Here is a 22,889-nt window from a genome sequence, read left to right on the forward strand (position 1 = left end):
CCCGAACAGAGGTGGACCCGTGACCACGACAATCCAGGCCGCTCAACCCGTACTGAGCGCACGACGGCGTTGGACGGTGCTGGCCGTCTGCGCGCTGAGCATGTTCCTCGTCGGCCTCGACACCACCATCGTCAACGTGGGCCTGCCCGTGATCGGCCGCGGCCTGGGCGTGGGCACCCGCGGTCTGGAATGGGTCGTGGATGCCTACACCGTGGTCCTGGCCAGCCTCCTCATCTCCTCCGGCGCCCTCGCGGACCGCTTCGGCCGGCGTCGGGTGTTCCAGAGCGGACTGCTCCTCTTCGGTGGTGCGTCGCTGGCGTGCGCCGTCGCCCCGTCGCTCGGCTTCCTCGTCGCGGCACGGGCCGTCCAGGGCGTCGGCGCCTCGATGCTGAGCCCCGTGGCACTGGCGATCGTGGTGAGCGCGATGCCCGATCCACGGGAGCGCGCCCGGGCGATCGGCGTATGGGCGTCGGTCTTCGGGCTCAGCATGGCGGCGGGCCCGGTGACCGGCGGATGGCTCATCGCCATGTTCGGCTGGCGGTCGGTGTTCTGGATCAACGCACCGATCATCGTCACCGCCCTCGTCCTGGTGGCCGTGCTCGTACCGGAGTCGTACGGACAGCGCGCCCGGCGGCTGGATCCGCCCGGCCAGGTGCTCCTCGCGGTGGCCCTGTCCGTCTTGGTCGGCGTCCTCATCGAAGGACCCCGCATCGGTTGGACCTCACCCGCGGCGACGGCCGGCTATGCCCTGATCGTGCTGGCCACGGCCGGGTTCACATGGGTCGAGCTGCACCGGAGCGAGCCTTTGATGGATCTCGGGCTCTTCCGGCGGCCACCGTTCGCCTCGGCGGTCGTGGGCGCCGTGGCGGTGTTCGCGGCCCTGAACATCACTCTTCTGCTCACCACGTTCTCACTCCAGCACGCCCGCGGATGGACGCCGCTCGCGTCCGGCATGGCGACCCTGCCCATGGCGCTCGGGGCCACCCTGTGCGCGCCGTGGTCCGGCAACCTGGTGGCGCTCCTCGGCCCACGACGTCCGCTCGCCCTCGCGGGCGGGTTCACCGCCGCCGGTGGCCTGTGCATGGTCAATGTCGGCCAGGACACCAGCGTCCTGCTGATTCTGCTGGCCCACCTGCTCATCGGCATCGGATTCGGCTTCGCCAACGCGCCCCTCACCAACACCGCGGTCAGCGGCCTGCCGCCGTCCCGCGCCGGCGTGGCCGGGGCCATCACCTCCACCGCACGCCAGGTCGGCGCAGCGGTCGGTATCGCCGCCGCAGGGGGGCTGGTCGCAGGCGTCGGCCCCGCCGGGCTCGCCCATGCCACCCGTCCCGGATGGCTGCTCGTGACGGCCTGCGGACTGTTCCTCCTCGTCGTGGCGCGAGCCGCCCACGCCTCCGAGAAGGCATCCTCGACGCCCTGATCCGGTACCGCTAGGCGACCCGGATGCCCACGACACACGTGTCGTCGTCCGTGTCGGACCTGCTGTGGGTGAGCAGACGGTCCAACTGCTGTCCAAGGGTGGGCTGCACCGTGCGCGCGGTCGTCAGCAGGTGGGCCAGTGACTCCTCCATGGAACGGTCACGGCGTTCGATCAGGCCGTCCGTGTACATCAACAGGGTGTCGTCGGCGGCCAGTTGCATCTCGTGTTCCTCATACGTCGCCTCCGGCACGGCGCCGAGCAGCAGACCCTTGACCATAGGCAGCGTCGTCGCCTCGCTGCCGCGCACCAGGACCGGCGGCAGATGGCCCGCCCTGGCCCAGCGCAGGTTGCGGCGGTCGGGATCGTAGAGACCGCAGACCGCCGTGGCGGTGACGGCCCCGCTCAGATGGTGGGCCACCATGTTCAGCCAGGACAGCAGCTGACCCGGCCCGGCACCGGTGACGGCGAGCCCGCGCAGCGCGTTGCGCAGGACGACCATGCTGGTGGCCGCCTCGATGCCGTGTCCGGCGACATCCCCCACGCACAGCAGCACCAGCCCGGAGGGCAGCACGACGGCGTCGTACCAGTCACCGCCGACCAACTGCTCCGTCTCGGCGGGCCGGTACCGCACCGCCACGCGCAGCCCGGGTGCCTCGAGCGGTGCCTGCGCCGGCGGCATGATGGCGTGCTGCAACTGGAGGGTCAGACGGTGGCGTTCGCTGGCCCGCTGCTCGGTGTGGGCGAGTTGGTCGCGGGTGGCCGCCAGCGCCACCTCCGTCCAGTGGTGGGCGGAGATGTCCTGATAGGCGCCCCGTACGAGATGCAGACGGCTGTCGGAGTCGAGGACCGGCTCGGCCGCCACCCGCAGATGCCGGGTCACGCCGTCGGGCCGCAGCAACCGGAAGGCGGTGGAGGCCGGCCGGTGGTGGTGCAGGAGGGTGCGCAGGAACCGGCCGATGGCGACCGCGTCGTCCGGGTGGGCGTGGGCGGGCAGATCCTCCAGCGAGATGGGCCCACTGGACAGGGGCTGGCCGTAGAGGTGGAAGAGCTGGCTGTTCCAGGTGATCTCACCGGTCAGCCGGTTCTCCTCGAAACCGCCGATGCGGCCCAGCCGCTGGGCGTGCTGGAGCAGGTTCGCCAGGCGTGCCGTCTCGTCCTCTATCCGCCAGATGAGCAGCACACTGCCGCCGTGCCGGCTGATGCTGACGTCGGCGACCGCCGACAGCGGTACGTCGTCCAGCAACTCGGTGAGCCGCATACGGCGGGCGCGGAAAGGCTCCCCCGTGGCGTGGACGCGTTCGACCTGCTCGAACAGCCCGTTCTCACCGGCGGCCATCGGATACGCCTCCAGCAGGAGGGCCCCGCCCACCACGCCCCGCGGCCGGCCCGCGGGGTCCAGGAAGCGGGCGTTGACATGCTGGATGCGGAAGTCGACCAGTTCCCCCGCGCCATCGATGTGCGGGACGAGGACCAGGGCGGGGTCGTGGAGCCCGTCGGCCAGGTCCATCAGCTCGGCGGCGTCGAGCAGGACCCGGGGCCCCAGGGTGCCGTCGTCGCCGTCCGGCGGGTCGTACGACTCCAGGGTGTGGGAGCACAGCTCCGCCAGAGCCTCGATCTGCCGGACGATCTGCGGGGGCTGGGGTTCCAGCCGGGCGGGCCAGACGATCTCCAGGACACCGTGGATGCGGCCCGCGGTGCCGGCCGGCACCGCGACCCGGCCGCCGTCGGGGTGCTGATGCCCGCCGATGGAGGGCAGACCCGTGTCGGACAGCCGGCCGATCCACTGGCCCGTGCGTTCCGAAAGGCCCCGGCGCGCCACGGTCGCCACACCCGGCGGCACGTACCGCCAGCGTCCCGCTTCCGCGGGGGAGAAACCGGCGCTGCCCGCAAGGGTGAGAGAGCCGTCGGAGCCCAAGGCCCAGATGGCCACGGCCACCGCGCCCAACGGGGTCAGCGCATGGGCCAGCAGCGAGTCGGCGACGCTCTGCGCGTCCGGAGCGGCCAGTGCGGCGCTCTCCGCGGAGCGCAGTTCGACGGCGGCCGCGCCCTGGTCCGGCGTGCCGGGCGCGGCGGTCCCGCCCGCCGCGGCCGCGAGAAAGGCGGTCGTCACTTCGGAGAGCCGGTCCCGCGAGGCCTGGTTGATCACCTCGACGGCGAACTCGAGCGGTGTCACACCCGCCTGCCCGGTCAGCTCGGCCAGCTGCCGGGCGGCCTGTGCGGGACCGCACCCCAGACGCTCGACGAGGATGCCCTTGGCCAGTTCGATCAGGGCGCGTCCGTCCGCCTCCGCCTGTGCCTCGCGCACCTCCTGCCGCAGCCGCTCCACGGTCGCCGCGAGCCGGCCGACAGGCGTCTGCCGGGCGGTCGGGTCCGCGCCGCTGCGGGCTCCGGGCAACGAGGCGGAATCCGGCCCGGGGGACGGATCAGCGCCGGTCGCCGGGTCGTCGGCGGCTGCCGGATCGGGCGGCTGGTGAAGTCGGCTCACGATGGGGCTGTTCCTCGGTTCGAACGTCCAGGGACGACACGTGGTCGGCGGGCAGGCGCGGCGGCATGGCCTTCCGTCATGCGAGCAGCCGGCGTCGTACGCGGTCGATGAGGTCGTTGGCGTCGACGGGCTTGGTGACGTAGTCGTCCGCGCCCGAGGCGAGGCTCTTCTCCTGGTCGCCCGGCATGGCCTTGGCGGTGACGGCGATGATGGGCAGGTTCGCGTACTGGGGCATCCGGCGGATCTCCGCTGTGGCGGCGTACCCGTCCAGCTCCGGCATCATCACGTCCATCAGCACCAGTGAGATCTCCGGGTGGGCGAGCAGCATCTCGATGCCCTTGCGGCCGTTGTCGGCGTGCAGGACCTGGAAGCCGTGCAGCTCCAGCACCCCGCTCAGCGCGAAGAGGTTGCGCGCGTCGTCGTCGACCACGAGGACGGTACGGCCCCGGAAGGAGTCGTCCATCACCGGCTGGGCCGGCCGCGGGGACTCCTCCGCGTGCACGAGGGCCAGGACCTCGCCCGGTTCCTCGGCGGACAGGTGCAGCGTGATGTGTTCGCGCAGCTCGTCCAGGCTGGACAGGAAGTCCAGCGGACGGCCGCCCGCACGGGAGCGCAGCATCTGTTCCTGTGTCAGGTCCAGCCGGTGACTGGTGTGGACGAGCACGGGCACGCTGGCCAGCGCGGGATCGCCCTGCATGGCTTCCAGGAGCTGCACCCCCTCCTCGTCCGGCATGCCGAGCTCCAGCACGACGCAGTGGCACGGTTCGGCGGCCAGCGTGCCGGCCGCCTCCTGGGCCCCGACGGCGGTGATGATGTCGATCGTCGCGCGCGGGTCGTCCGGATCCGGCGCGAGGTCGGCGACGGCACGCTCGGCGACAAGGGTGAGCAGACCGCGCAGCCGCTCCTCGACCACGAGCAGGCGGCGCCTGCGCCGCTCGGGCGCCGCGGGGGACGCTAGCGGTGTCCCGGAGACGGCATCGTCGTGCGGCGCTTCCAGCGCCCGGCCGCCGCCGAGCACCTCCTCGAAGTCGGCGCGGGCGACGGGCAGATAGAGCGTGAAGGTGCTGCCCTGGCCGGGGGTGCTGTCGACGGTGACGGCTCCGCCGAGCAGATGGGCGATCTCCCTCGTGATCGACAGGCCCAGCCCGGTACCGCCGTACTTGCGGCTGGTGGTCCCGTCCGCCTGCTGGAACGCCCCGAAGATCGTCTCCAGCTGCTGCTGCGGAATCCCGATGCCGGTGTCCTTCACCCGGAAGGCCACGACCGGGCCACCGCGATGGACCCCGGGGGGCACCTCCCGGTCCGCCGCGGGTTCGATCCGCAGTTCCACGCCGCCCTGCTCGGTGAACTTCACCGCGTTCGACAGCAGGTTGCGCAGGATCTGACGCAGCCGGGAGTCGTCGGTGAGCAGGTCGGCGGGGGTACCCGGCGCGGTGGCCACGGCGAAGTCCAGGCTCTTCTGCGTCGTCATCGGCCGGAAGGTCGCCTCGACGTACTCCAGCAGTTTGCGCAGCGGGACGCGTTCGGGGGCGACGTCCATCTTGCCGGCCTCGACCTTCGACAGGTCCAGGATGTCGTTGATCAGCTGCAGCAGGTCCGAGCCCGCCGAGTGGATGATGCCCGCGTACTCGACCTGCTTGTGGGTGAGGTTGCGCGAGGGGTTCTGGGCGAGCAACTGGGCCAGGATCAGCAGGCTGTTGAGCGGGGTGCGCAGCTCGTGGCTCATGTTGGCCAGGAACTCCGACTTGTACTTGGACGCCAGCGCCAGCTGCTGGGCGCGGGTCTCCAGTTCCTGTCGCGCCTGCTCGATCTCCAGGTTCTTGGCCTCGATGTCACGGTTCTGCGAGGCCAGCAGCGAGGCCTTCTCCTCCAGCTCGGCGTTGGAGCGCTGCAGTTCCTCCTGCTGGATCTGCAACTCCTGCGAGCGGGACTGGAGTTCGCCCGTCAGGCGCTGGGACTCGTCCAGCAGCTCGTCGGTACGGGCGTTGGCCACGATGGTGTTGAGGTTGACGGCGATGGTCGGCATCAACTGGGTCAGGAAGTCCTGGTGGATCTGGGTGAAGCGGGTGACGGAGGCCAGCTCGATGACCCCGAGGACCTGGTCCTCGACCACGATCGGCAGCACCACCAGGGCACTGGGCTCCGTCTGTCCGAGGCCGGAGGAGATGGTGACATAGCCCGGCGGCAGCTCCTCCACGGTGATGGCGCGCTGGTTGCGGGCGGCCTGCCCGACCAGCGAGCGCCCCACGGGGATGCGGACGGGCCGCTCGGGGTCGTCGGGGTAGCCGTACGAGCCCACCAGCCGCAGCTCGTGCCCGCGCTCGGTGTCCTCGGCCAGGTAGAAGGCGCCGTACTGGGCGGTGACGAGCGGCGCGAGCTCGTCCATGATCAGCTCGGCGACCACGGGCAGCTCCCGGTGGCCCTGCATCAGGCTGGAGATCCGGGCGAGGTTGGTCTTGAGCCAGTCCTGCTCCTGGTTGGCCCGGGTGGTCTCGCGCAGGGACTCCACCATGGAGTTGATGTTGTCCTTGAGGTCGGCGACCTCGCCGGAGGCCTCCACGGTGATCGAGCGGGTCAGGTCGCCCTCGGCGACGGCGCTGGTGACCTCGGCGATCGCGCGGACCTGCCGGGTGAGGTTCCCGGCCAGTTCGTTGACGTTCTCCGTCAGCCGCTTCCAGGTGCCCTCGACGCCCTCCACCTCGGCCTGTCCGCCGAGCCGGCCCTCGCTGCCGACCTCGCGGGCGACCCGGGTGACCTCGGCGGCGAACGACGACAGCTGGTCGACCATCGTGTTGATGGTGGTCTTCAGCTCCAGGATCTCGCCCCGGGCGTCGACGTCGATCTTCTTCGACAGATCGCCGTTGGCCACCGCCGTCGTCACCAGGGCGATGTTGCGGACCTGGCCGGTGAGGTTGTTGGCCATGGAGTTGACGTTGTCCGTCAGGTCCTTCCACGTGCCCGCCACGTTCGGCACGTGCGCCTGTCCTCCGAGCCGCCCCTCGGTGCCGACCTCGCGGGCGACCCGGGTGACCTCGTCGGCGAACGCGGACAGCGTGTCGACCATGGTGTTGATGACGTCGGCCAAGGCGGCGACCTCGCCCTTGGCCTCGACGGTGATCTTCTGCGACAGGTCTCCGCGCGCGACGGCGGCGGCCACCTGGGCGATCGAGCGGACCTGACCGGTCAGGTTGGACGCCATCACGTTGACGTTGTCCGTCAGGTCCTTCCAGGTCCCCGACACGCCCCGGACGATCGCCTGGCCCCCGAGATTGCCCTCGGTGCCGACCTCGCGGGCGACCCGGGTGGCCTCGTCGGCGAACGCGGACAACTGGTCGACCATCGTGTTGATGGTGTTCTTCAGCTCAAGAATCTCACCCCGGGCATCCACGGTGATCTTCTGCGACAGATCCCCCTGCGCCACCGCGGTGGCCACTTGGGCGACATTGCGGACCTGGGACGTCAGGTTGCCCGCCATGAAGTTCACGGAGTCCGTGAGATCGCGCCAGGTGCCCTTGACGCCCTTCACGTCCGCCTGCCCGCCCAGCCGGCCCTCGGTGCCGACCTCGCGGGCGACCCGGGTGACCTCGTCGGCGAACGCGGACAGCTGATCGACCATCGTGTTGATGGTGTTCTTCAGCTCAAGAATCTCACCCCGGGCATCCACGGTGATCTTCTGCGACAGATCCCCCTGCGCCACCGCGGTCGTCACCTGGGCGACATTGCGGACCTGGGACGTCAGGTTGCCCGCCATGAAGTTCACGGAATCGGTCAGGTCGCGCCAGACACCGCCGACACCGGGGACCTGGGCCTGACCACCGAGGCGCCCCTCGCTGCCGACCTCACGGGCGACCCGGGTGACCTCGTCGGCGAACGCGGACAACTGGTCGACCATCGTGTTGACGGTCTCCTTCAGCTGCAGGATCTCGCCGCGCGCGGGCACGTCGATCTTCTGCGACAGGTCGCCCTTGGCCACCGCGGTCGCCACCTGGGCGATGTCGCGCACCTGCGTGGTCAGATTGCCGGCCATGGCGTTGACCGAGTCGGTCAGGTCGGCCCAGGTGCCCGAGACTCCCGGAACCTCCGCCTGGCCGCCCAGGGTGCCCTCGGTACCCACCTCGCGCGCCACGCGCGTGACCTCGGACGTGAAGAGGGACAGCTGATCGACCATGCCGTTGAAGACCGTGGCGATGTCACCGAGCAGGCCCTCGCCGTCGGACGGCAGCCGGGTGCCGAAGTCACCGTCACGGACAGCGGTCAGGCCGGCCAGCAGCTGCCGTAGCTCCTGCTCGCCCGGGGCCCGTTCCGCGGCCTCGATCGTCTTGCCGGTCATGCGCACCCTCGTTCCGCTCCCCAAGAGCCCTCACCCCGAGGACTCGGAACCGCGCCAGGCCGTGAAGGGCCCTGCCCATCGCCCGCGTTTCCGCTGTTCACGGACGCCGCACGATGTAGAAATCCGGTGAAGGCTAACGCAGTTGTCGGGTGACAACCAAAGCCTGGCGCGAGCCCGCCGCCCACGCGAAAAAGGCCGTACGGAAGTGGCATGACACAGCCGTCCTGGGGCACTCGTAAAAGTTCGGCTCCGATGACGCCCATCATGGCGCGAGGGCATCCCGAACGGTCGGATAACAGGCCACGAGGGTGTCGAGCCCCACGAGCTGCACCGTGCGCAGCACGGCACCCCGCACCCCCACCAGCCGTAGCCATCCCCGCGCGGCCTGCGTGGCCTGGTACGTGGCGACCAGGGCATTGACCCCACTGGAGTCCATGAACGTCACCCGGCTCAGATCGACGACGACCCGCTGCCCGGCAGCCGCGCCCTCCGGCGGTACGAAGCGGGTGAGAGCCGTCACACTCTGGTAGTCCACCTCACCGTAGAGGCTGAGGACGGTGACGCCCTCGACGTCAGACCGGACCACGGACAGCCGACCCTGACCCACTGCTTCCTGGTTGTCTGCCACTCGTATCCTCTGCACGCTCGGGGGCTGAGCCACGTCTCCGTTTTTGCCAACGTTGCCCCGCTCCCCCGCCCGCGATGCGCGCAGATCAGCCATTCATAGGATCGCGACACAGGAGTGATACGGGATTTACGGGGTATTCGCGCGCTCATGAACGGGGTATTGGAGATCGTCGGCAGGGGACCTGTCCCGCGCGAGGAGTGTTCCCGGATGCCGGATGACGCACCTGCCGAGATGACTGTGGCTCTTGACGGGGCCGTCGGCTGTATCGCCGACGCGAGGTCCAGCGCGACCGAGTTCCTGACACGGGCCCAGAGCGAACACGGCCTACCGGTGTCGGCACGCGCCATGGACCTGACGCAGCTGGTGGTCAGCGAGCTGGTCACCAACGCGCTCAAATACGCGCCCGGGCCGGTGATGCTGCAGTTGCGCATCACCGGCGGCTCGGTGGAGATCACCGTGTGGGACACCGACCCGACCCTCCCGACGGCCCGGAGCGCCGACGCCGGACGGGTGGGCCAGCACGGTCTGGAGATCGTGATGGCCGTGGTCCAGGGCTTCGAGGCGCACCGCGAGCCCGTCGGTAAGCGGATCACCGGCCGGCTCGCGCTGCTCGACGATCCACTGCTGGACTTCGACGGCTGAAACGACCCTTACACCGACACGGACGGACGCGCTCCCTCGGCTCCGGAGAGGGGTGGCGATGCATCTGCATCCCGGCGAGACCGAGGCCGTCGGCTGGCGGGTGGTGCCCCTGCTCGACGCCGTCCGGCAGCTGCGGGACGCGTCACCCGCCGTCAGCGGACGTCCGCGGGTGATCGCGATCGACGGCCGGGGCGGCGCCGGCAAGACGACCCTGGCCGAGCGGCTGCGCGGGGTCGCGCCCGGCTCCGCCGTCGTGCACACCGACGACATCGCCTGGAACCACGCCTGCTTCGACTGGGGTGCCGTACTCGTCGAGAACGTCCTGCGGCCCCTGCACCGGGGGGAGGCGGTGGACTTCCGCCCTGATGCCTGGGTCGCCCACGACCGGCCCGGATCGATCACCGTTCCCGCCGGTGCGGACTTCGTCTGGGTCGAGGGCACCGGCATCATCCGCGAGGAGCTGGCCCCATGGCTGGACGCCTCGGTGTGGATGCAGGGTGACCTCGACGCACAGGGGCGCTTGTTGGCCGTCCGCGACGGCGACTCCCCCGGGCAGCGGGAACATGTGGCGGCCTGGCTGCTGGAGGAACTGCCCTTCCTGGTGCGTGAACAGCCCTGGGCCCGAGCCACCTTGATCGTCGGCGGCCCTCCGCGGCTCGACCACGACCCGGACACCGAGCTGGTCATCGCCCCGCCGACCAGGCCCTAGGGCGACGACAGCGCGCTCACGGCCCTGGTCCCGGGTCCGGATGGACGGCCGCTTCGATGCCGGCCCGGGCCGCTTCCAGCTGGGCGGCGAACGCGATGCCCAGGAACAGCGCGACAGCGGTGAGGTTGGCCCACAGCAGCAGGGCGATGAACGCGGTGAGCGGACCGTACACCGCTCCGAAGGCACCGCTTCCTTCGACGTACAGGGCGAGCAGCCAGGTGGCCGACACCCACAGCAGGAGGTGCACGGCGGACCCGAACGCCAGCCAGGTGTAGCCGGGTTGGCGCCGACGGGGCGACCAGCGGAAGATCACGGCGGAGGCCACCCAGGCCAGTACGAGCCCCACCGGGATGCAGAGCGCACCCCACCAGCGCGCCGCGCTGCCGTCCCAACCGACGGTGTCCGCGACCGCTTCGCCCACCGCCCGGCCGGTGACCAGGACGACGAAACCCAGCATCAGGGGCAGGCCGGCGGCGAACGCGAGAGCGATCGCCCGCGCGTACTTGTGCAGGAAGGGGCGGTCCCGCTCGATGCCGTAGATTCGGTTCGCGCCACGCTCGATCTGGCCCATGGCCGAGGCGAGGTTCAGCAACGCGAAGCCCGTGCCGAGCCACAGGGCGAGGGTGCTCCAGACGTCGCCGTGCGCGGTACGCCGTGCCCCGTCGAGCGCGTCCTCGACGATCTCGGCGCTGGCGCCGGGCACGATCCGCCCGAGCGTGAGCTCGATGACCCGGCCGACGCTCTCCGTGTGGACCGTCGTGGCCAGCCCGACCAGTGCCACGGTGCACGGAACCAGTCCGAGCACCACCTGGAAGGCGAGGGCCCGCGCGTTGCTGAAGCCGTCGGCGTAGCGGAACCGGGCGACGGAGTCCGTCAGCAGCCGCAGGCTCCCGTAGTGACGCAGGGCGGTGAACGCCTCGTCCCCGGAGAGCTCCTCCCCGATCATGTCCCGGGTCTGCGGGACATGGACAGCGGTACCCATGGCGTGGACGCTCCTCGTCGTACGGCGGCTCAGTGCCCCAGCGCACCGTAGCCCCTCGCTCCCACCTCGCAGTCGACGGGGCTCGAGTACCGGACCGGATCGCGACCAGGCAACGGCGGGACGGGCTCGCGATCACGGTGACGACGGCTGAGCCCCAGCCACTCACGTGAGCCTCAGCCACTCACGCGGCGCTTCCCTCTTCGCGTCCCGCCCTCGCCGGAGTGCGGGCCAGCGTCACCCGACAGGTGGTCTTCGACGGATCGGTGACGGGTTCCCCCCATGCGATACGCCCGGCCGAGCGCAGTTCCTCGCACACGTCCGTCGGCAGGGCGACGTAGCAACCGCCCCTGCCACTGGCGGAGTCGACGGGGCGCCAGTAGCCGTACCGGATCCGTCCGCCGGCGTGGACGGTGACGAAGACGGGCGTGCGGGAGTCGGACACGATGCGCAGCACGTCGGCCGTGCGGGCGTCGGGCGGCGTCGTGGATCTGGGCGGGCGCAGAAGCGAGGCTGCTCTCAGGCGGGTGAAGTCCGTACGGGCCGTCCGTTCGGGAAGGGCGCTCTCGCTGCGGTGCGGGGCGTGGGTCGGGGTCGGGGTCGGGGTCGGGGGCATCGGTGCAGCCTTTCCAGGGCGAGGAACGGACACCGTTCGCCTCGTTCAGGTCCAATGTTGATCTTGCTGGTCCGCATTCTGGCGCCTGCCACTGACAATGCGGCACCGCGGCCCCACGGCCCGATCGCCCCGGGCCCCGCACCACCGTTTCAGTGGCGCCGTCCCCGCAGCCTGCCGAGCAGCCGCTGAGCCTGGGCCCGGCGGCGCGGATCGGCAGACGCCCGCCGCACCTGCTCCGCGGCACGCCGCCCCTGCGGACTCCTGCTGAACTGCTTGATCTTGGCCAACATGCCTGGCATGACGGTCCTCCCCACTCGGTCCGCGACAACTCCTCGGTGACAAGGAGTTCGTACGGACGCGGTTACCCCGACCCGGCCGCCTCACCCCTGCCGACGACGACTGCGAGAACAGGGCCCTGCGGGACACGGGTACCTGCCTCAGTCGTGCGGTGGTGGTGACGCGGCCTGCTGCTCGGCTCTGGCGACGCGTTCCTCAAGGGCGCGGATGCGGTCGTAGAGATCGACCAGCGTCGCACCGTTGGCGACCACGCCGGGGCGTTGCCAGTGCCTTCGCACAAACTCCTCACGGCTCTCCCGCACCGCGTCCTGAGGCCCGGTCGAAGTCGCGGATGCCGGTGCCCTCGAAGATCTGAGCTCGTCCGGCCCGGGCAAGGTCTTCTGCAGCCTCAGCACGGCCATTCCACCGAGCACGATCAACATGAGAGCGGCGACGGGTATCAGCAAGGCCCAGCTGGCCGACATGAGAACTCCCTAGTCACTTGCGGTAGTTCGACACTATCGGCCCCTCGGCCCGCAGACGTGAGGCGTGAGAATCGGAGCGCTCCCAACGGTTGAGGACGGGGAGGGCCCTCTCGGACTCCGCCCCTGGTGAAGTCGTGTGCTCGATCCGCTCCGGCCGGTAAGATCGGTGATCTCTTGGGGGAGGTGGCATGGGCAGACGGCGTCCGGGGGCACCGACGCTGGAGGAGGTGGCTGCCCACGCGCAGGTGGGACGGGGCACGGTCTCCCGCGTCATCAACAACGCCGCGGGCGTGAAGGAGTCGACACGTCGGGCCGTGCAGCAGGCCATCGACGAACTGGGCTACGTGCCCAATCTCGCGGCACGTTCCCTGGCCGGACACCGGGCCGACGCCGTCGCCCTGGTCATGACCGAGCCGGACTGGCGGCAGTTCGCCGAGCCCTTCTTCTCCGAGATCGTCAGCTCCCTCGGGGACGCGCTGACCGACACCGGAATGCAACTCCTGCTGACGCTGGTCCGCTCGGACGCCGAACGGCAGCGCTTCCTCGAGTACGCGCGCGGCGGCCGGGTCGACGGCGTCCTGCTGATGTCCGTGCACGCCGGTGATCCGCTGCCGGACATGCTGGCCGAGGCCAGATTGCCGACCGTGCTGCTGGGGCGCCGCTCCGGTGACGAGTACGTCAGTTACGTCGACGTGGACAATGTCGGCGGAGCCCGCAGCGCCGTCTCCCACCTGCTGCGGCGGGGACGCAGAGTCATAGCGACCATCACCGGGCCGCTCGACCTGTACGCCGCTCAGTGCCGGCTGCGCGGCTACGAAGAGGCCCTGATGCTGGCGGGCTTGAAGGGCGAGCGGACCCGCGTCGCCGAAAGCGACTTCACGGCGGAGAGTGGACGCCGCGCCATGACCGAGCTCCTCGAACGACATCCGGACATCGACGGTGTCCTCGCCGCGTCGGACACCACGGCGGCGGGAGCGCTGGAGGCCCTGCGCGCGGCCGGACGCCGGGTGCCCGAGGATGTCGCCGTGATCGGCTTCGACGACTTTCCGCTGGCGCAGCGGACGGAACCGCGCCTGACGACGGTACGTCAGCCGATCGAGGAGATCGGGCGGGCCATGATCCGATTGCTCCTGGAGGAGATGGAGGAGGGCGCCGTGGCCTGGCGTCACGTCATCCTCCGTACGGAGTTGGTGGTCCGCGAGTCGACCTGAGCCTCGCCACGGAAGTGCCCGGGCAGACTCCCGGAACCGGCGCGCCGTGTCTCGCGAGCCTGCCTGACCTTCTTCTCCCTCATCGGTTCGACGTGCCGCTGTCGGCAGCCTTGTCATGCCCTACAGTCCTGCCCGAACCCAGGCTTGGGAGAGCGCTCCCATTCACACAAAGCGTGACTGGCAGGTGCGGTCCGGCCCTCCGGCTTCAGCCTGAACGGCACCGCCTGCACCGCCGCGTGACCCACGCCCCCTCCTCACGAGCCCGCTGTCGGATCATCGCCGCGCTCACAACCGGCTCCACTTCTGGCCCGCCCTGCCGTCGCAGGTCCACAGGACCAGTGCGGTGCCGTTGGCGGTGCCGGCCCGGTCGGTGTCGAGGCAGAGTCCGGAGTGGACGTTGCGGACCGACCCGTCGGAGCCGATGGTCCACTTCTGGTTGTTCTGGCCGTTGCAGGTCCAGGTGATGACCCGGGTGCCGTTGGCGGTGCCCTGGTTGTAGGCGTCGAGGCACTTGTCGCCGAAGACGCGGATCTCGCCGCCCGCCCACGTGGTCCACAGCTGGTTGGCTGCCGTGTGACAGTCCCAGAGAAGTACGGTGGCCCCGGCGGCGGTGGAGGCGTTGTCCACGTCCACGCAGCGGCCGGAGCCACTGCCGCGCAACCGCGAGGTGGTGGCGGCCAGCGGACTGCCGCCGCTCACCCGGAACACGGCCACACCGTGCGCGGGGACACTCGCCGAGATCTGTCCGGACGTGCTCGACGTGCCGCCCGACCACAGATCCGTGAGGGTGAACGACCCGCCTGTCAGACCGACTTGAGCCGCTGTCGTGCTGACCGTCGCGGTGCCGCCGCCCCGGTTGAACAGGCCCACCGCCACCGAGCCGTCGGACAGGGGCTTGGCGAACACCTCGGTGTTGCCGTCGTCGCGGACCCGGCGCCCGCCCGCGCCGAGCGTGTCCTGGTTGACCGCCAGCAGCCGCGGGTTGCGCAGGATCGCGCTCACGTCGGCGGACATGGTGCGGATGTCGTTGCCGGCCATGAGCGGGGCGGAGAGCAGGGCCCACAGGGCGAAGTGGGATCGGGACTCGGTCAGGGACAGGCCGGGGCGGCCGACGACGAGCATGTCGGGGTCGTTCCAGTGGCCCGGACCCGACTGCGCCGCGAGCGGCGCGGTGACGTCCAGGACGTTGCCGACGCCCATCGGGTAGCTGTTGGTGTTGCCGTTCTGCCAGATGTCGAGCAGGTCCTCGGTCGTCCGCCACAGGTCGGCGACCTCGCCCCAGTTGTACGTGGCGCCGGTGATGGCGTGCAGGCTGTTCGGGTTGATGCTGTAGACGATGGGCCGTCTGGTGGCGCGGAGGGCGTCGCGCATGAGCGTGAACCGCGCGACCTGCTCGTCACGGGTGCCACTGGAGGAGCACCAGTCGTACTTGAGGTAGTCGACGCCCCAGGAAGCGAACGTGGTGGCGTCCTGGACCTCGTGTCCCCTGCTGCCCGTGGACCCCGGGTAGCCGCCTGTCGCCTGTGCGCAGGTGCGTTCGCCCGGCACCTGGTAGATGCCGAACTTCAGGCCCTTGCCGTGGATGTAGTCACCGAGGGCCTTCATCCCGCTCGGGAACTTGACCGGGTCGGCCCGCAGGTTGCCCGCCGCGTCACGCTGCGGGTCGAACCAGCAGTCGTCGACCACCACGTACCGGTAACCGGCGTCCCGCATGCCCGAGGACACCATCGCGTCGGCGGCCTCGCGGACCCGCGCCTCTGTCACCCCGCATCCGAAGCTGTTCCAGCTGTTCCAGCCCAGCGGCGGAGTGAGCGCCGGACTGCCCGGCGCGGCGGAGGCGGTGGAGTGGACCGAGGCCGTGAGGGACGCGGTGACCGTGAGCGCGGCGGCCGCGAAGAGGCGGAGAAGTCGTCTGCCCGATCGTCTGAGCACTCTGGGCTCCTTTTCAGCGCAGCGAGGGCGCCGGACAAGGGATGACCGGCGCGCGAAGCGAACAGGTGTCATGTCTATGACATCACTATCGGCGTCCGAAATTTCGACCTGTTTTCGGATCGTCAACCCCAGGGAGACTAGAGGGAGTTCCCGGCATGTCAACACCAATCGGCCGGTCAAACGATTCACTGACGCGCCTCGGTCGCAGACACCGGAGACGTGCAGCCCGGTACATCGGCGTTCGAGCAGGACCGGGTTCGAAATCTTTCGGCTCCACTATCGAATCATGCGAGGTGTATTGACGGGAGCTATAAGCCTCGCAATCATCCCGTTGCTCGATGAGTCGATTGCCGTTCGTCATACCGAACCTCGCGCGGACCGATCCACCCCCACAGCGCTCCCTCACGGAGAGATCGACACATGGATATGTCATGCTCTGATCAACCTCTGGGACGTCGCCGAGTGCTGGCCACCGCCGCCGGCCTGGTCACCGGTGCCCTGCTTCCGGCCATCCCCGCCCACGCTGCCGCCACCACGTTCACCAACCCGGTGATCTGGCAGGACTTCGCGGACATCGACATCATCCGCGTCGGCGCCACCTACTACGCCTCGGCCTCGACGATGCACTACTCGCCCGGGGCGCCCGTCCTGCGGTCGTACGACCTGGTGAACTGGGAGATCGCCGGCCACTCGGTGCCCGTGCTCGACTTCGGCGCCAAGTACGACCTGAACGGTGCCCGTGGCTATGTCCGGGGCATCTGGGCGTCGTCGCTGGCCTACCGGCCGAGCAACGGGACCTTCTACTGGCTCGGCCAGATCGACTTCGCCAGGACGTACATCTACACGGCCACCGCCGCCGAGGGACCGTGGAACAGGCTGACGACCATCAGCACGCCCTACTACGACGCGGGACTGCTCGTCGACACCGACGACACCCTGTACGTGGCGTACGGGAACACCACGATCAGCGTGGCCCAGCTGTCGCCCGACGGCCGCAACCAGGTCCGCACACAACAGGTGTTCACCACGCCGTCGAGTGTCGGCACCCTCGAGGGTTCCCGCTTCTACAAGATCAACGGGCAGTACTACATCTTCCTGACCCGCCCCGCGAACGGGCAGTACATCCTCAAGTCGTCGGGCGGCCCCTTCGGTCCCTACACGATGCGACAGGTCCTCCTCGACCTGCGCGGGCCGATCGCCGGCGGTGGCGTCCCGCACCAGGGCGGGCTGGTGCAGACGCAGAGCGGTGCCTGGTACTACATGGCGTTCGTGGACGCCTACCCCGGCGGCCGGGTGCCCGCCCTGGCGCCGGTCACCTGGACCGCGGACGGCTGGCCCGTCGTGCAGCTCGTGAACGGGGCGTGGGGCACGTCGTATCCCAGCCCGGCCGTGCCCACCCCACCGCGCCAGGTCACCCCGATGACCGGCGTCGACACGTTCGACGGCACGAGCCTCAAGCCGAGGTGGGAGTGGAACCACAACCCGGACAACACCAAGTGGTCGGTGAACAACGGACTCACGCTGCGGACCGCCACCGTCACCAACGACCTGTACTGGGCCCGCAACACGCTCACCCACCGCATCCAGGGCCCCACCTCGACCGCCACGGTCCAGCTCGACTTCTCCGCGATGCGCGACGGCGACCGGGCCGGACTGGCACTGCTGCGTGACTCCTCCGCCTGGATCGGCGTCAAGCGCGACGGCAGCGCGACACGGGTGGTGATGGTCAACGGGCTGACCATGGACGGCAACTGGAACACCACCGGCACCGGCACGGAAGCAGCGAGCGCGGCCGTGTCCGGCAGCCGCGTCTGGCTGCGCGCGAGCGCGGATATCCGCCCCGGCGCGGCACGCCCCGGAACCTTCTCCTACAGCACCGACGGCACCAACTTCGTCCGCCTGGGCCCCGCCTTCTCCATGGGCAACGACTGGCGGTTCTTCATGGGCTACCGATTCGCCCTCTTCCACCACGCCACCCAGGCACTCGGCGGCGCGGTCCGCATCCCGCGGTTCGAGCTGGCCACGCCCTGAACGAAAGGAGGTCCGCACAGCCCACCCCCCACCCCCATCGCACGAGGAGAACCATGAACCCGCTGAAACGGCTCGGCCACCGCCGGGCCTCCGTCTTATCCCTGCTGGCCGTCGCCGCCCTGGTGACGCCAGCGGCGGCAACCGCCGCACCCGATGCCGTCAGGGCCTCCACACTCGGCGCCCAAGCCGCCCAGTCCGGGCGGTACTTCGGGACCGCGGTGGCCGCCGGAAAGCTCGGCGACGGCACGTACACCGGGATCCTGGACCGCGAGTTCAACCAGGTCACACCCGAGAACGAGATGAAGTGGGACACCACCGAGCGATCTCGCGGCTCGTTCAACTTCGGCCCCGCCGACCAGATCGTCAACCGCGCGACGGCCCGCGGCCAGCGCGTACGCGGCCACACCCTGGTCTGGCACTCCCAACTGCCCGGCTGGGTCAGCTCCATCACCGACGCGAACACCCTGCGCAGCGTGATGAACAACCACATCACCACCGTCGCGAACCACTACAAGGGCCGGATCCACTCCTGGGACGTCGTCAACGAGGCCTTCGCCGACGGCGGCAGCGGCCAGCACCGCCCCTCGGTGTTCCAGAACCTGCTCGGCGACGGCTTCATCGAACAGGCCTTCCGCACCGCACGGTCGGCCGACCCGGCGGCCAAGCTCTGCTACAACGACTACAACATCGAGAACTGGAGCGCCGCGAAGACCCAGGGCGTCTACCGCATGGTGCGTGACTTCAAGTCGCGCGGGGTGCCCATCGACTGCGTCGGCTTCCAGGCGCACTTCGGCACCGGTGGCCCGCCCTCCAGCTTCCAGAGCACGCTGTCGAACTTCGCCGCCCTCGGCGTGGACGTACAGATCACCGAACTGGACATCGCCCAGGCACCGGCCTCCGCGTACGCGAACTCGGTGCGGGCCTGCATGAACGTGTCGCGCTGCAACGGCATCACCGTCTGGGGCATCCGGGACAGCGACTCCTGGCGCAGTGGCGAGAACCCGCTGCTGTTCGACCGGAACGGCAACAAGAAGGCGGCGTACCAGGCGGCGCTGACCGCGATGGGCGGCACGGCCGCCGCACAGAACACGACCGCCGCGAAGAGCACGACCGCCCTGTCGGCCAAGTCCGCCGCCGCCCTCCCCTCCCGCTTCTCGTGGAGTTCCAGCGGGGCCCTGATCGGGCCGAAACCGGACTCGGCCCACAACATCGCGGCGGTCAAGGACCCGTCGGTCGTCTACTACAACGGCAAGTACCACGTGTTCGCGAGCACCGCGAGCTCCGCCGGGTACAACCTCGTATACCTGAGCTTCTCCGACTGGTCGCAGGCGGGCTCCGCCACGCACCACTACCTGGACCGCACCGCCATCGGCACCGGGTACCGGGCCGCGCCCCAGGTCTTCTACAACACCTCGCAGCGCCTGTGGTACCTCGTCTACCAGACCGGCAACGCGTCGTACTCGACCAATCCCGACATCAGCAACCCCAACGGGTGGAGCGCGCCGCGCAACTTCTACTCGTCGATGCCGGACATCATCAGGCAGAACATCGGCAACGGCCACTGGGTCGACATGTGGGTGATCTGCGACAGCGCCAACTGCTATCTGTTCTCCTCCGACGACAACGGGCACCTCTACCGCTCCCAGACGACCGTCGGCCAGTTCCCGAACGGGTTCACCAACACCGTCATCGTGGCCCAGGACTCCAACAAGTACGCCCTGTGGGAAGCGAGCAACGTCTACAAGGTGCAGGGCTCCAACCAGTACCTGCTCCTGGTCGAGGCCATCGGCTCGGACGGCCGGCGCTACTTCCGCTCGTGGACGACGAGCAGCCTCGCCGGATCGTGGACACCGCTGGCCGCCTCCGAGAGCAACCCGTTCGCCAAGGCGAGCAATGTGTCCTTCCCCTCCGGCTCCTGGACCAGGGACATCAGCCACGGCGAGATGATCCGTGCCGGCTACGACCAGACACTGACCATCCCCTCGTGCAGGCTCCAGTACCTGTACCAGGGCATGAACCCCAACGCCGGCGGCGACTACAACAGCCTGCCGTGGCGCCTGGGCCTGCTCACCCAGACCAACTCGACCTGCTGACCGGCTGACGACGTGGGCCCCGCCGCTCGTGCGGGGTCCCCGTCCTGGCCGGTCGGCGGGCCATGGATATTCTCTGGCGGTGTCGAATCGTTCAGTGACGGCGGGAGTCGCGCTCGCCGGTGTGATGGCGCACTGCGGCGGAAGCCCGGTGCGCGCCGTGGAGTATCTGGTGGGGGCGATGGCCTCCGCACCGGCGGCCCCGGAGCCCTATGAGGCGCTCTCCGAGTTGTGGCGAGAGCGGCGCTCCGAGCTGAAGGAGGGTCTCGAAGGGGACGGCTCCTTGAGCACGGTGCCGGCGCAGGCCTACTTCCTGTTCCTCGACGGGGACATGGACGACGCGGTGATGACCCTCGGCTCGGTCACCGGGGTGCGGCCGGACGTGGCGTGGGGCGCTGCCCCGTGGTTCGGCGATGCCCGCCTTCTCGGCGCGGTGAGTGCGCAGGCGCTGGCCGAGGCGTGTCTGCGGACCCTGGACTACGGCCGCGTCGTGGACTCCGACGAGATGCGTGAGCGGTTCGCGCCCTGGTTCCATGCCATCGACGTCGTGTCCGAGCGCAGTCCCGTGCCGGAGTCGCTGGCCTCCATGGCCCGGCTGCCTCGGGCCTGCGGCCGCCATGACCTGTCGTTCGCGCTGTGCGACCGCGCCGACGCCGTCGACCGGGTCATGTGGACCGAGGTCACCCGAGCGGGCACCTGGCGGGCGATGGGCGACCTGGACCAGGCCGCGACCGCCTTCACCCGTGCCCTGGCCCTGGAGCCCGACAATTGGTCGCTCCACCTGGACCTCGCGGACCTGCGTGCCGAACAGGGCGACTTCGCCGCGGCCGTGGGCCACGCCGAACAGGGCCTGGCACACGCTCCGGACGAAGTCTCCCTGCGCGCGGCACACGCCGCCTACCGCGCCCGCCTGACCGGCTCGTCCGACAACCTGCGGGACCTGATCGCCCTCGCGCCGAAACTCACGAACACCTCCTACCGCGACCTCCTGATCGACTACGCGTGCGCGGGGCCGGGACTGCCCAGCACACTCGTGGCCGAGGCCCGCCGCACCCGCGAGCAGGCGCGCTGACCAACCATCCACCCGGAGCCTCATCTCCGACCGGGATCGATCACGGCCTCCCCGGGTGCGCGGGCCATCAGCGCCCAGTCCCTTCACATCATTGGCCCGACACCATGCCAGGCCTGCCCAAAGCCCCATCCGGTCGGCGGCAGCGCACCCGGTGATCTCGCTGCCGGTACCCGCACGCCGCCGTCTCGAAGTTCCCCGGGACGCCCCCTCCCGCCCCGGCCCTTGTCACCCACGGACTAACCACGGCCCCCGGGGACTCATCTCCCCCAAACAGAAGGCCGATCGAGCCGGTCCGCCCCTGCGGCGCTGCCATATTCGGTAGCCACTTCGGAGGTGGCCATGACACTTGAGGTGGAGACATCCAGGGCGAGGCCGGTGACGGAGAGGGAGGCCGACCGGGTGCCCGACCCGATCGCCGAACGATCCGTGGACCGAACCGTCGATCGCATCACCGCACTGGAGAGCCGCCGGACGCGGGCGGTCACCGCGCACGGGCCCAGGAGACGGGGGGAGCACGGCGCCCGGGAGCGGATCGATCTGCTGCTGGACGCGGGCTCGTTCACCGAGACGGGTCTGTTCGTACGCGCCCGGCCCACCGGTGACGGCACCGGGCGCCCGTACGGCGACGGGGTGGTCACCGGGTACGGCACGATCGACAACCGGGCCGTCTGTGTCTTCGCCCAGGACTCCACGGTCTTCGGCGGCAGCATGGGCGAGGCCTTCGGACAGAAGACGCTCGCGCTGATGGACCTCGCCCTGAAGACCGGCTGTCCGGTCATCGGCCTCAACGACGGCGGTGGCGCCCGTATCCAGGAGGGCGTCACCTCGCTCGCCCTCTACGCCGAGCTGGTGCGCCGCAACGTGCAGGCGTCCGGGGTGATCCCGCAGATCTCGGTCGTCCTCGGCCCGTGCGCCGGCGGCGCCGCGTACTCACCGGCCATCACCGACTTCACCGTGATGGTGGACGGTGCCTCGCACATGTTCGTCACCGGTCCCGACGTCATCGAGACGGTCACCGGCGAGCGCACCAGCGCCGAGGAACTGGGCGGCGCCCGCACCAGCAACACCGTCAACGGCAACGCCCACTTCCTGGCCGCCGACGAGGTGAACGCCCTCGACACCGTCCGCGACCTGCTGTCGTACCTGCCCGCCAACAACCTGGAGCGGCCCCCGCAGTACGCGCCGGGGGCCGCACCCGCCGGGCAGTGTCTCGACACGGTGGTCCCGGACCGGCGCGGGCAGGCCTACGACATGCGCGACATCCTGCGCGCGGTCGTCGACGACGGCGAACTCCTGGAAGTGCAGGAGCTGTTCGCACCGAACATCATCTGCGCACTGGCCCTCGTCGAGGGCGGTGCCGTCGGAGTCGTCGCCAACCAGCCGCTGCACGCCGCCGGGGTCCTCGACATCGACGCCTCCGAGAAGGCGGCTCGGTTCGTACGGTTCTGCGACGCGTTCGGCATCCCCCTGCTGACCTTCGCCGATGTCCCGGGCTATCTCTCCGGAGTCCGCCAGGAACAGGCCGGCATCATCCGACGCGGCGCCAAACTCCTGTACGCGTACGCCGAGGCGACCGTCCCCAAGGTCACCGTGGTGGTACGCAAGGCGTACGGCGGCGGGTACGCGGTGATGGGCTCCAAGCACCTGGGCGCCGACATCAACCTCGCCTGGCCCACCGCCCGCATCGCCGTCATGGGTGCCGAGGGCGCGGTGGGCGTCCTGCACCGCCGTGAACTGGCCGCCGCGGCCGACCCGGAGGCATTGCGCGCCCGTCTCGTCACCGCGTACGAGAGCACGTACGGCACCCCGTATCTCGCCGCCGAGCGCGGCTACATCGACGCCGTCATCGCCCCCCGCGACACCCGCGCCCACATCTGCCGTGCCCTGCGCGCCCTGCGCGGCAAGCGGGCACCGATGCCGGAGCGCCGCCACGGCAACATCCCGCTCTGACCGCTAGCCGTCCCCGCGACGTGAGGAGCC

At 70.1% G+C, this 22,889-nt stretch carries 16 protein-coding genes; 8 read left to right on the forward strand and 8 right to left on the reverse strand.

Going from position 1 to position 22,889, the window contains the following annotated elements; translation table 11 throughout:
• The first annotated feature begins 19 nt into the window (after positions 1-19).
• On the forward strand, positions 20-1,423 hold the full coding sequence (locus OG381_RS05380) for an MFS transporter (protein WP_327714944.1): 1,404 nt from the start codon (positions 20-22) through the stop codon (positions 1,421-1,423).
• A 10-nt stretch (positions 1,424-1,433) separates the two neighbouring features.
• Here OG381_RS05380 and OG381_RS05385 read toward each other — a convergent pair whose 3' ends face one another.
• From OG381_RS05385 to OG381_RS05395, 3 genes are all read right to left on the reverse strand, one after another.
• Positions 1,434-3,908 carry a SpoIIE family protein phosphatase gene (locus OG381_RS05385; protein WP_443061873.1) on the reverse strand — a complete coding sequence of 825 codons (2,475 nt, stop codon included), beginning with the start codon at positions 3,906-3,908 and terminating at the stop codon, positions 1,434-1,436.
• 76 nt (positions 3,909-3,984) lie between these two features.
• A complete protein-coding gene (locus tag OG381_RS05390) occupies positions 3,985-8,238 on the reverse strand; it encodes a HAMP domain-containing protein (RefSeq protein ID WP_327714945.1) in 4,254 nt (1,417 codons plus the stop codon).
• A 262-nt stretch (positions 8,239-8,500) separates the two neighbouring features.
• Complete coding sequence (locus tag OG381_RS05395; RefSeq protein ID WP_327714946.1) at positions 8,501-8,824, reverse strand: STAS domain-containing protein; 324 nt, start codon at positions 8,822-8,824, stop codon at positions 8,501-8,503.
• 249 nt (positions 8,825-9,073) lie between these two features.
• Between OG381_RS05395 and OG381_RS05400 the strand changes: the two genes are divergently transcribed.
• Both OG381_RS05400 and OG381_RS05405 read left to right on the forward strand, forming a co-directional pair.
• Positions 9,074-9,508 (forward strand): ATP-binding protein, encoded by a 435-nt coding sequence (locus OG381_RS05400; RefSeq protein ID WP_327714947.1) that lies wholly within the window; start codon positions 9,074-9,076, stop codon positions 9,506-9,508.
• 58 nt (positions 9,509-9,566) lie between these two features.
• Complete coding sequence (locus tag OG381_RS05405) at positions 9,567-10,217, forward strand: uridine kinase family protein (RefSeq protein ID WP_327714948.1); 651 nt, start codon at positions 9,567-9,569, stop codon at positions 10,215-10,217.
• A 16-nt stretch (positions 10,218-10,233) separates the two neighbouring features.
• On the opposite strand, the gene OG381_RS05410 is transcribed toward OG381_RS05405, so the two are convergent.
• The 4 genes from OG381_RS05410 to OG381_RS05425 all read right to left on the reverse strand — a co-directional run bounded on the left by OG381_RS05410 (position 10,234) and on the right by OG381_RS05425 (position 12,573).
• On the reverse strand, positions 10,234-11,199 hold the full coding sequence (locus OG381_RS05410; RefSeq protein ID WP_327714949.1) for a YihY/virulence factor BrkB family protein: 966 nt from the start codon (positions 11,197-11,199) through the stop codon (positions 10,234-10,236).
• A gap of 181 nt (positions 11,200-11,380) precedes the next feature.
• Positions 11,381-11,812 carry a hypothetical protein gene (locus tag OG381_RS05415; RefSeq protein ID WP_327714950.1) on the reverse strand — a complete coding sequence of 144 codons (432 nt, stop codon included), beginning with the start codon at positions 11,810-11,812 and terminating at the stop codon, positions 11,381-11,383.
• Between the two features lie 149 nt (positions 11,813-11,961).
• A complete protein-coding gene (locus OG381_RS05420) occupies positions 11,962-12,111 on the reverse strand; it encodes a hypothetical protein (protein WP_327714951.1) in 150 nt (49 codons plus the stop codon).
• A 138-nt stretch (positions 12,112-12,249) separates the two neighbouring features.
• Complete coding sequence (locus OG381_RS05425) at positions 12,250-12,573, reverse strand: hypothetical protein (RefSeq protein WP_327714952.1); 324 nt, start codon at positions 12,571-12,573, stop codon at positions 12,250-12,252.
• Positions 12,574-12,761: 188 nt separating this feature from the next.
• Between OG381_RS05425 and OG381_RS05430 the strand changes: the two genes are divergently transcribed.
• Positions 12,762-13,784 (forward strand): LacI family DNA-binding transcriptional regulator, encoded by a 1,023-nt coding sequence (locus tag OG381_RS05430; RefSeq protein ID WP_327714954.1) that lies wholly within the window; start codon positions 12,762-12,764, stop codon positions 13,782-13,784.
• 285 nt (positions 13,785-14,069) lie between these two features.
• On the opposite strand, the gene OG381_RS05435 is transcribed toward OG381_RS05430, so the two are convergent.
• Complete coding sequence (locus tag OG381_RS05435) at positions 14,070-15,716, reverse strand: glycoside hydrolase family 27 protein (protein WP_327714955.1); 1,647 nt, start codon at positions 15,714-15,716, stop codon at positions 14,070-14,072.
• A 426-nt stretch (positions 15,717-16,142) separates the two neighbouring features.
• Here OG381_RS05435 and OG381_RS05440 point away from each other — a divergent pair, with 426 nt between their 5' ends.
• The 4 genes from OG381_RS05440 to OG381_RS05455 all read left to right on the forward strand — a co-directional run bounded on the left by OG381_RS05440 (position 16,143) and on the right by OG381_RS05455 (position 22,859).
• Positions 16,143-17,747, forward strand: a complete 1,605-nt coding sequence (locus OG381_RS05440) for a glycoside hydrolase family 43 protein (RefSeq protein WP_327722387.1) — start codon at positions 16,143-16,145, stop codon at positions 17,745-17,747.
• Positions 17,748-17,800: 53 nt separating this feature from the next.
• Positions 17,801-19,840: a non-reducing end alpha-L-arabinofuranosidase family hydrolase gene (locus tag OG381_RS05445; protein ID WP_327714956.1), complete on the forward strand. Its 2,040-nt coding sequence runs from the start codon at positions 17,801-17,803 to the stop codon at positions 19,838-19,840.
• Positions 19,841-19,964: 124 nt separating this feature from the next.
• Positions 19,965-20,909 (forward strand): tetratricopeptide repeat protein, encoded by a 945-nt coding sequence (locus OG381_RS05450; protein ID WP_443062025.1) that lies wholly within the window; start codon positions 19,965-19,967, stop codon positions 20,907-20,909.
• A 339-nt stretch (positions 20,910-21,248) separates the two neighbouring features.
• On the forward strand, positions 21,249-22,859 hold the full coding sequence (locus tag OG381_RS05455) for an acyl-CoA carboxylase subunit beta (RefSeq protein ID WP_327714958.1): 1,611 nt from the start codon (positions 21,249-21,251) through the stop codon (positions 22,857-22,859).
• Positions 22,860-22,889: the final 30 nt, after the last annotated feature.

This window comes from Streptomyces sp. NBC_00490 (assembly GCF_036013645.1).
In the GTDB taxonomy this organism is placed as follows: Bacteria; Actinomycetota; Actinomycetes; order Streptomycetales; family Streptomycetaceae; genus Streptomyces; species Streptomyces canus_F.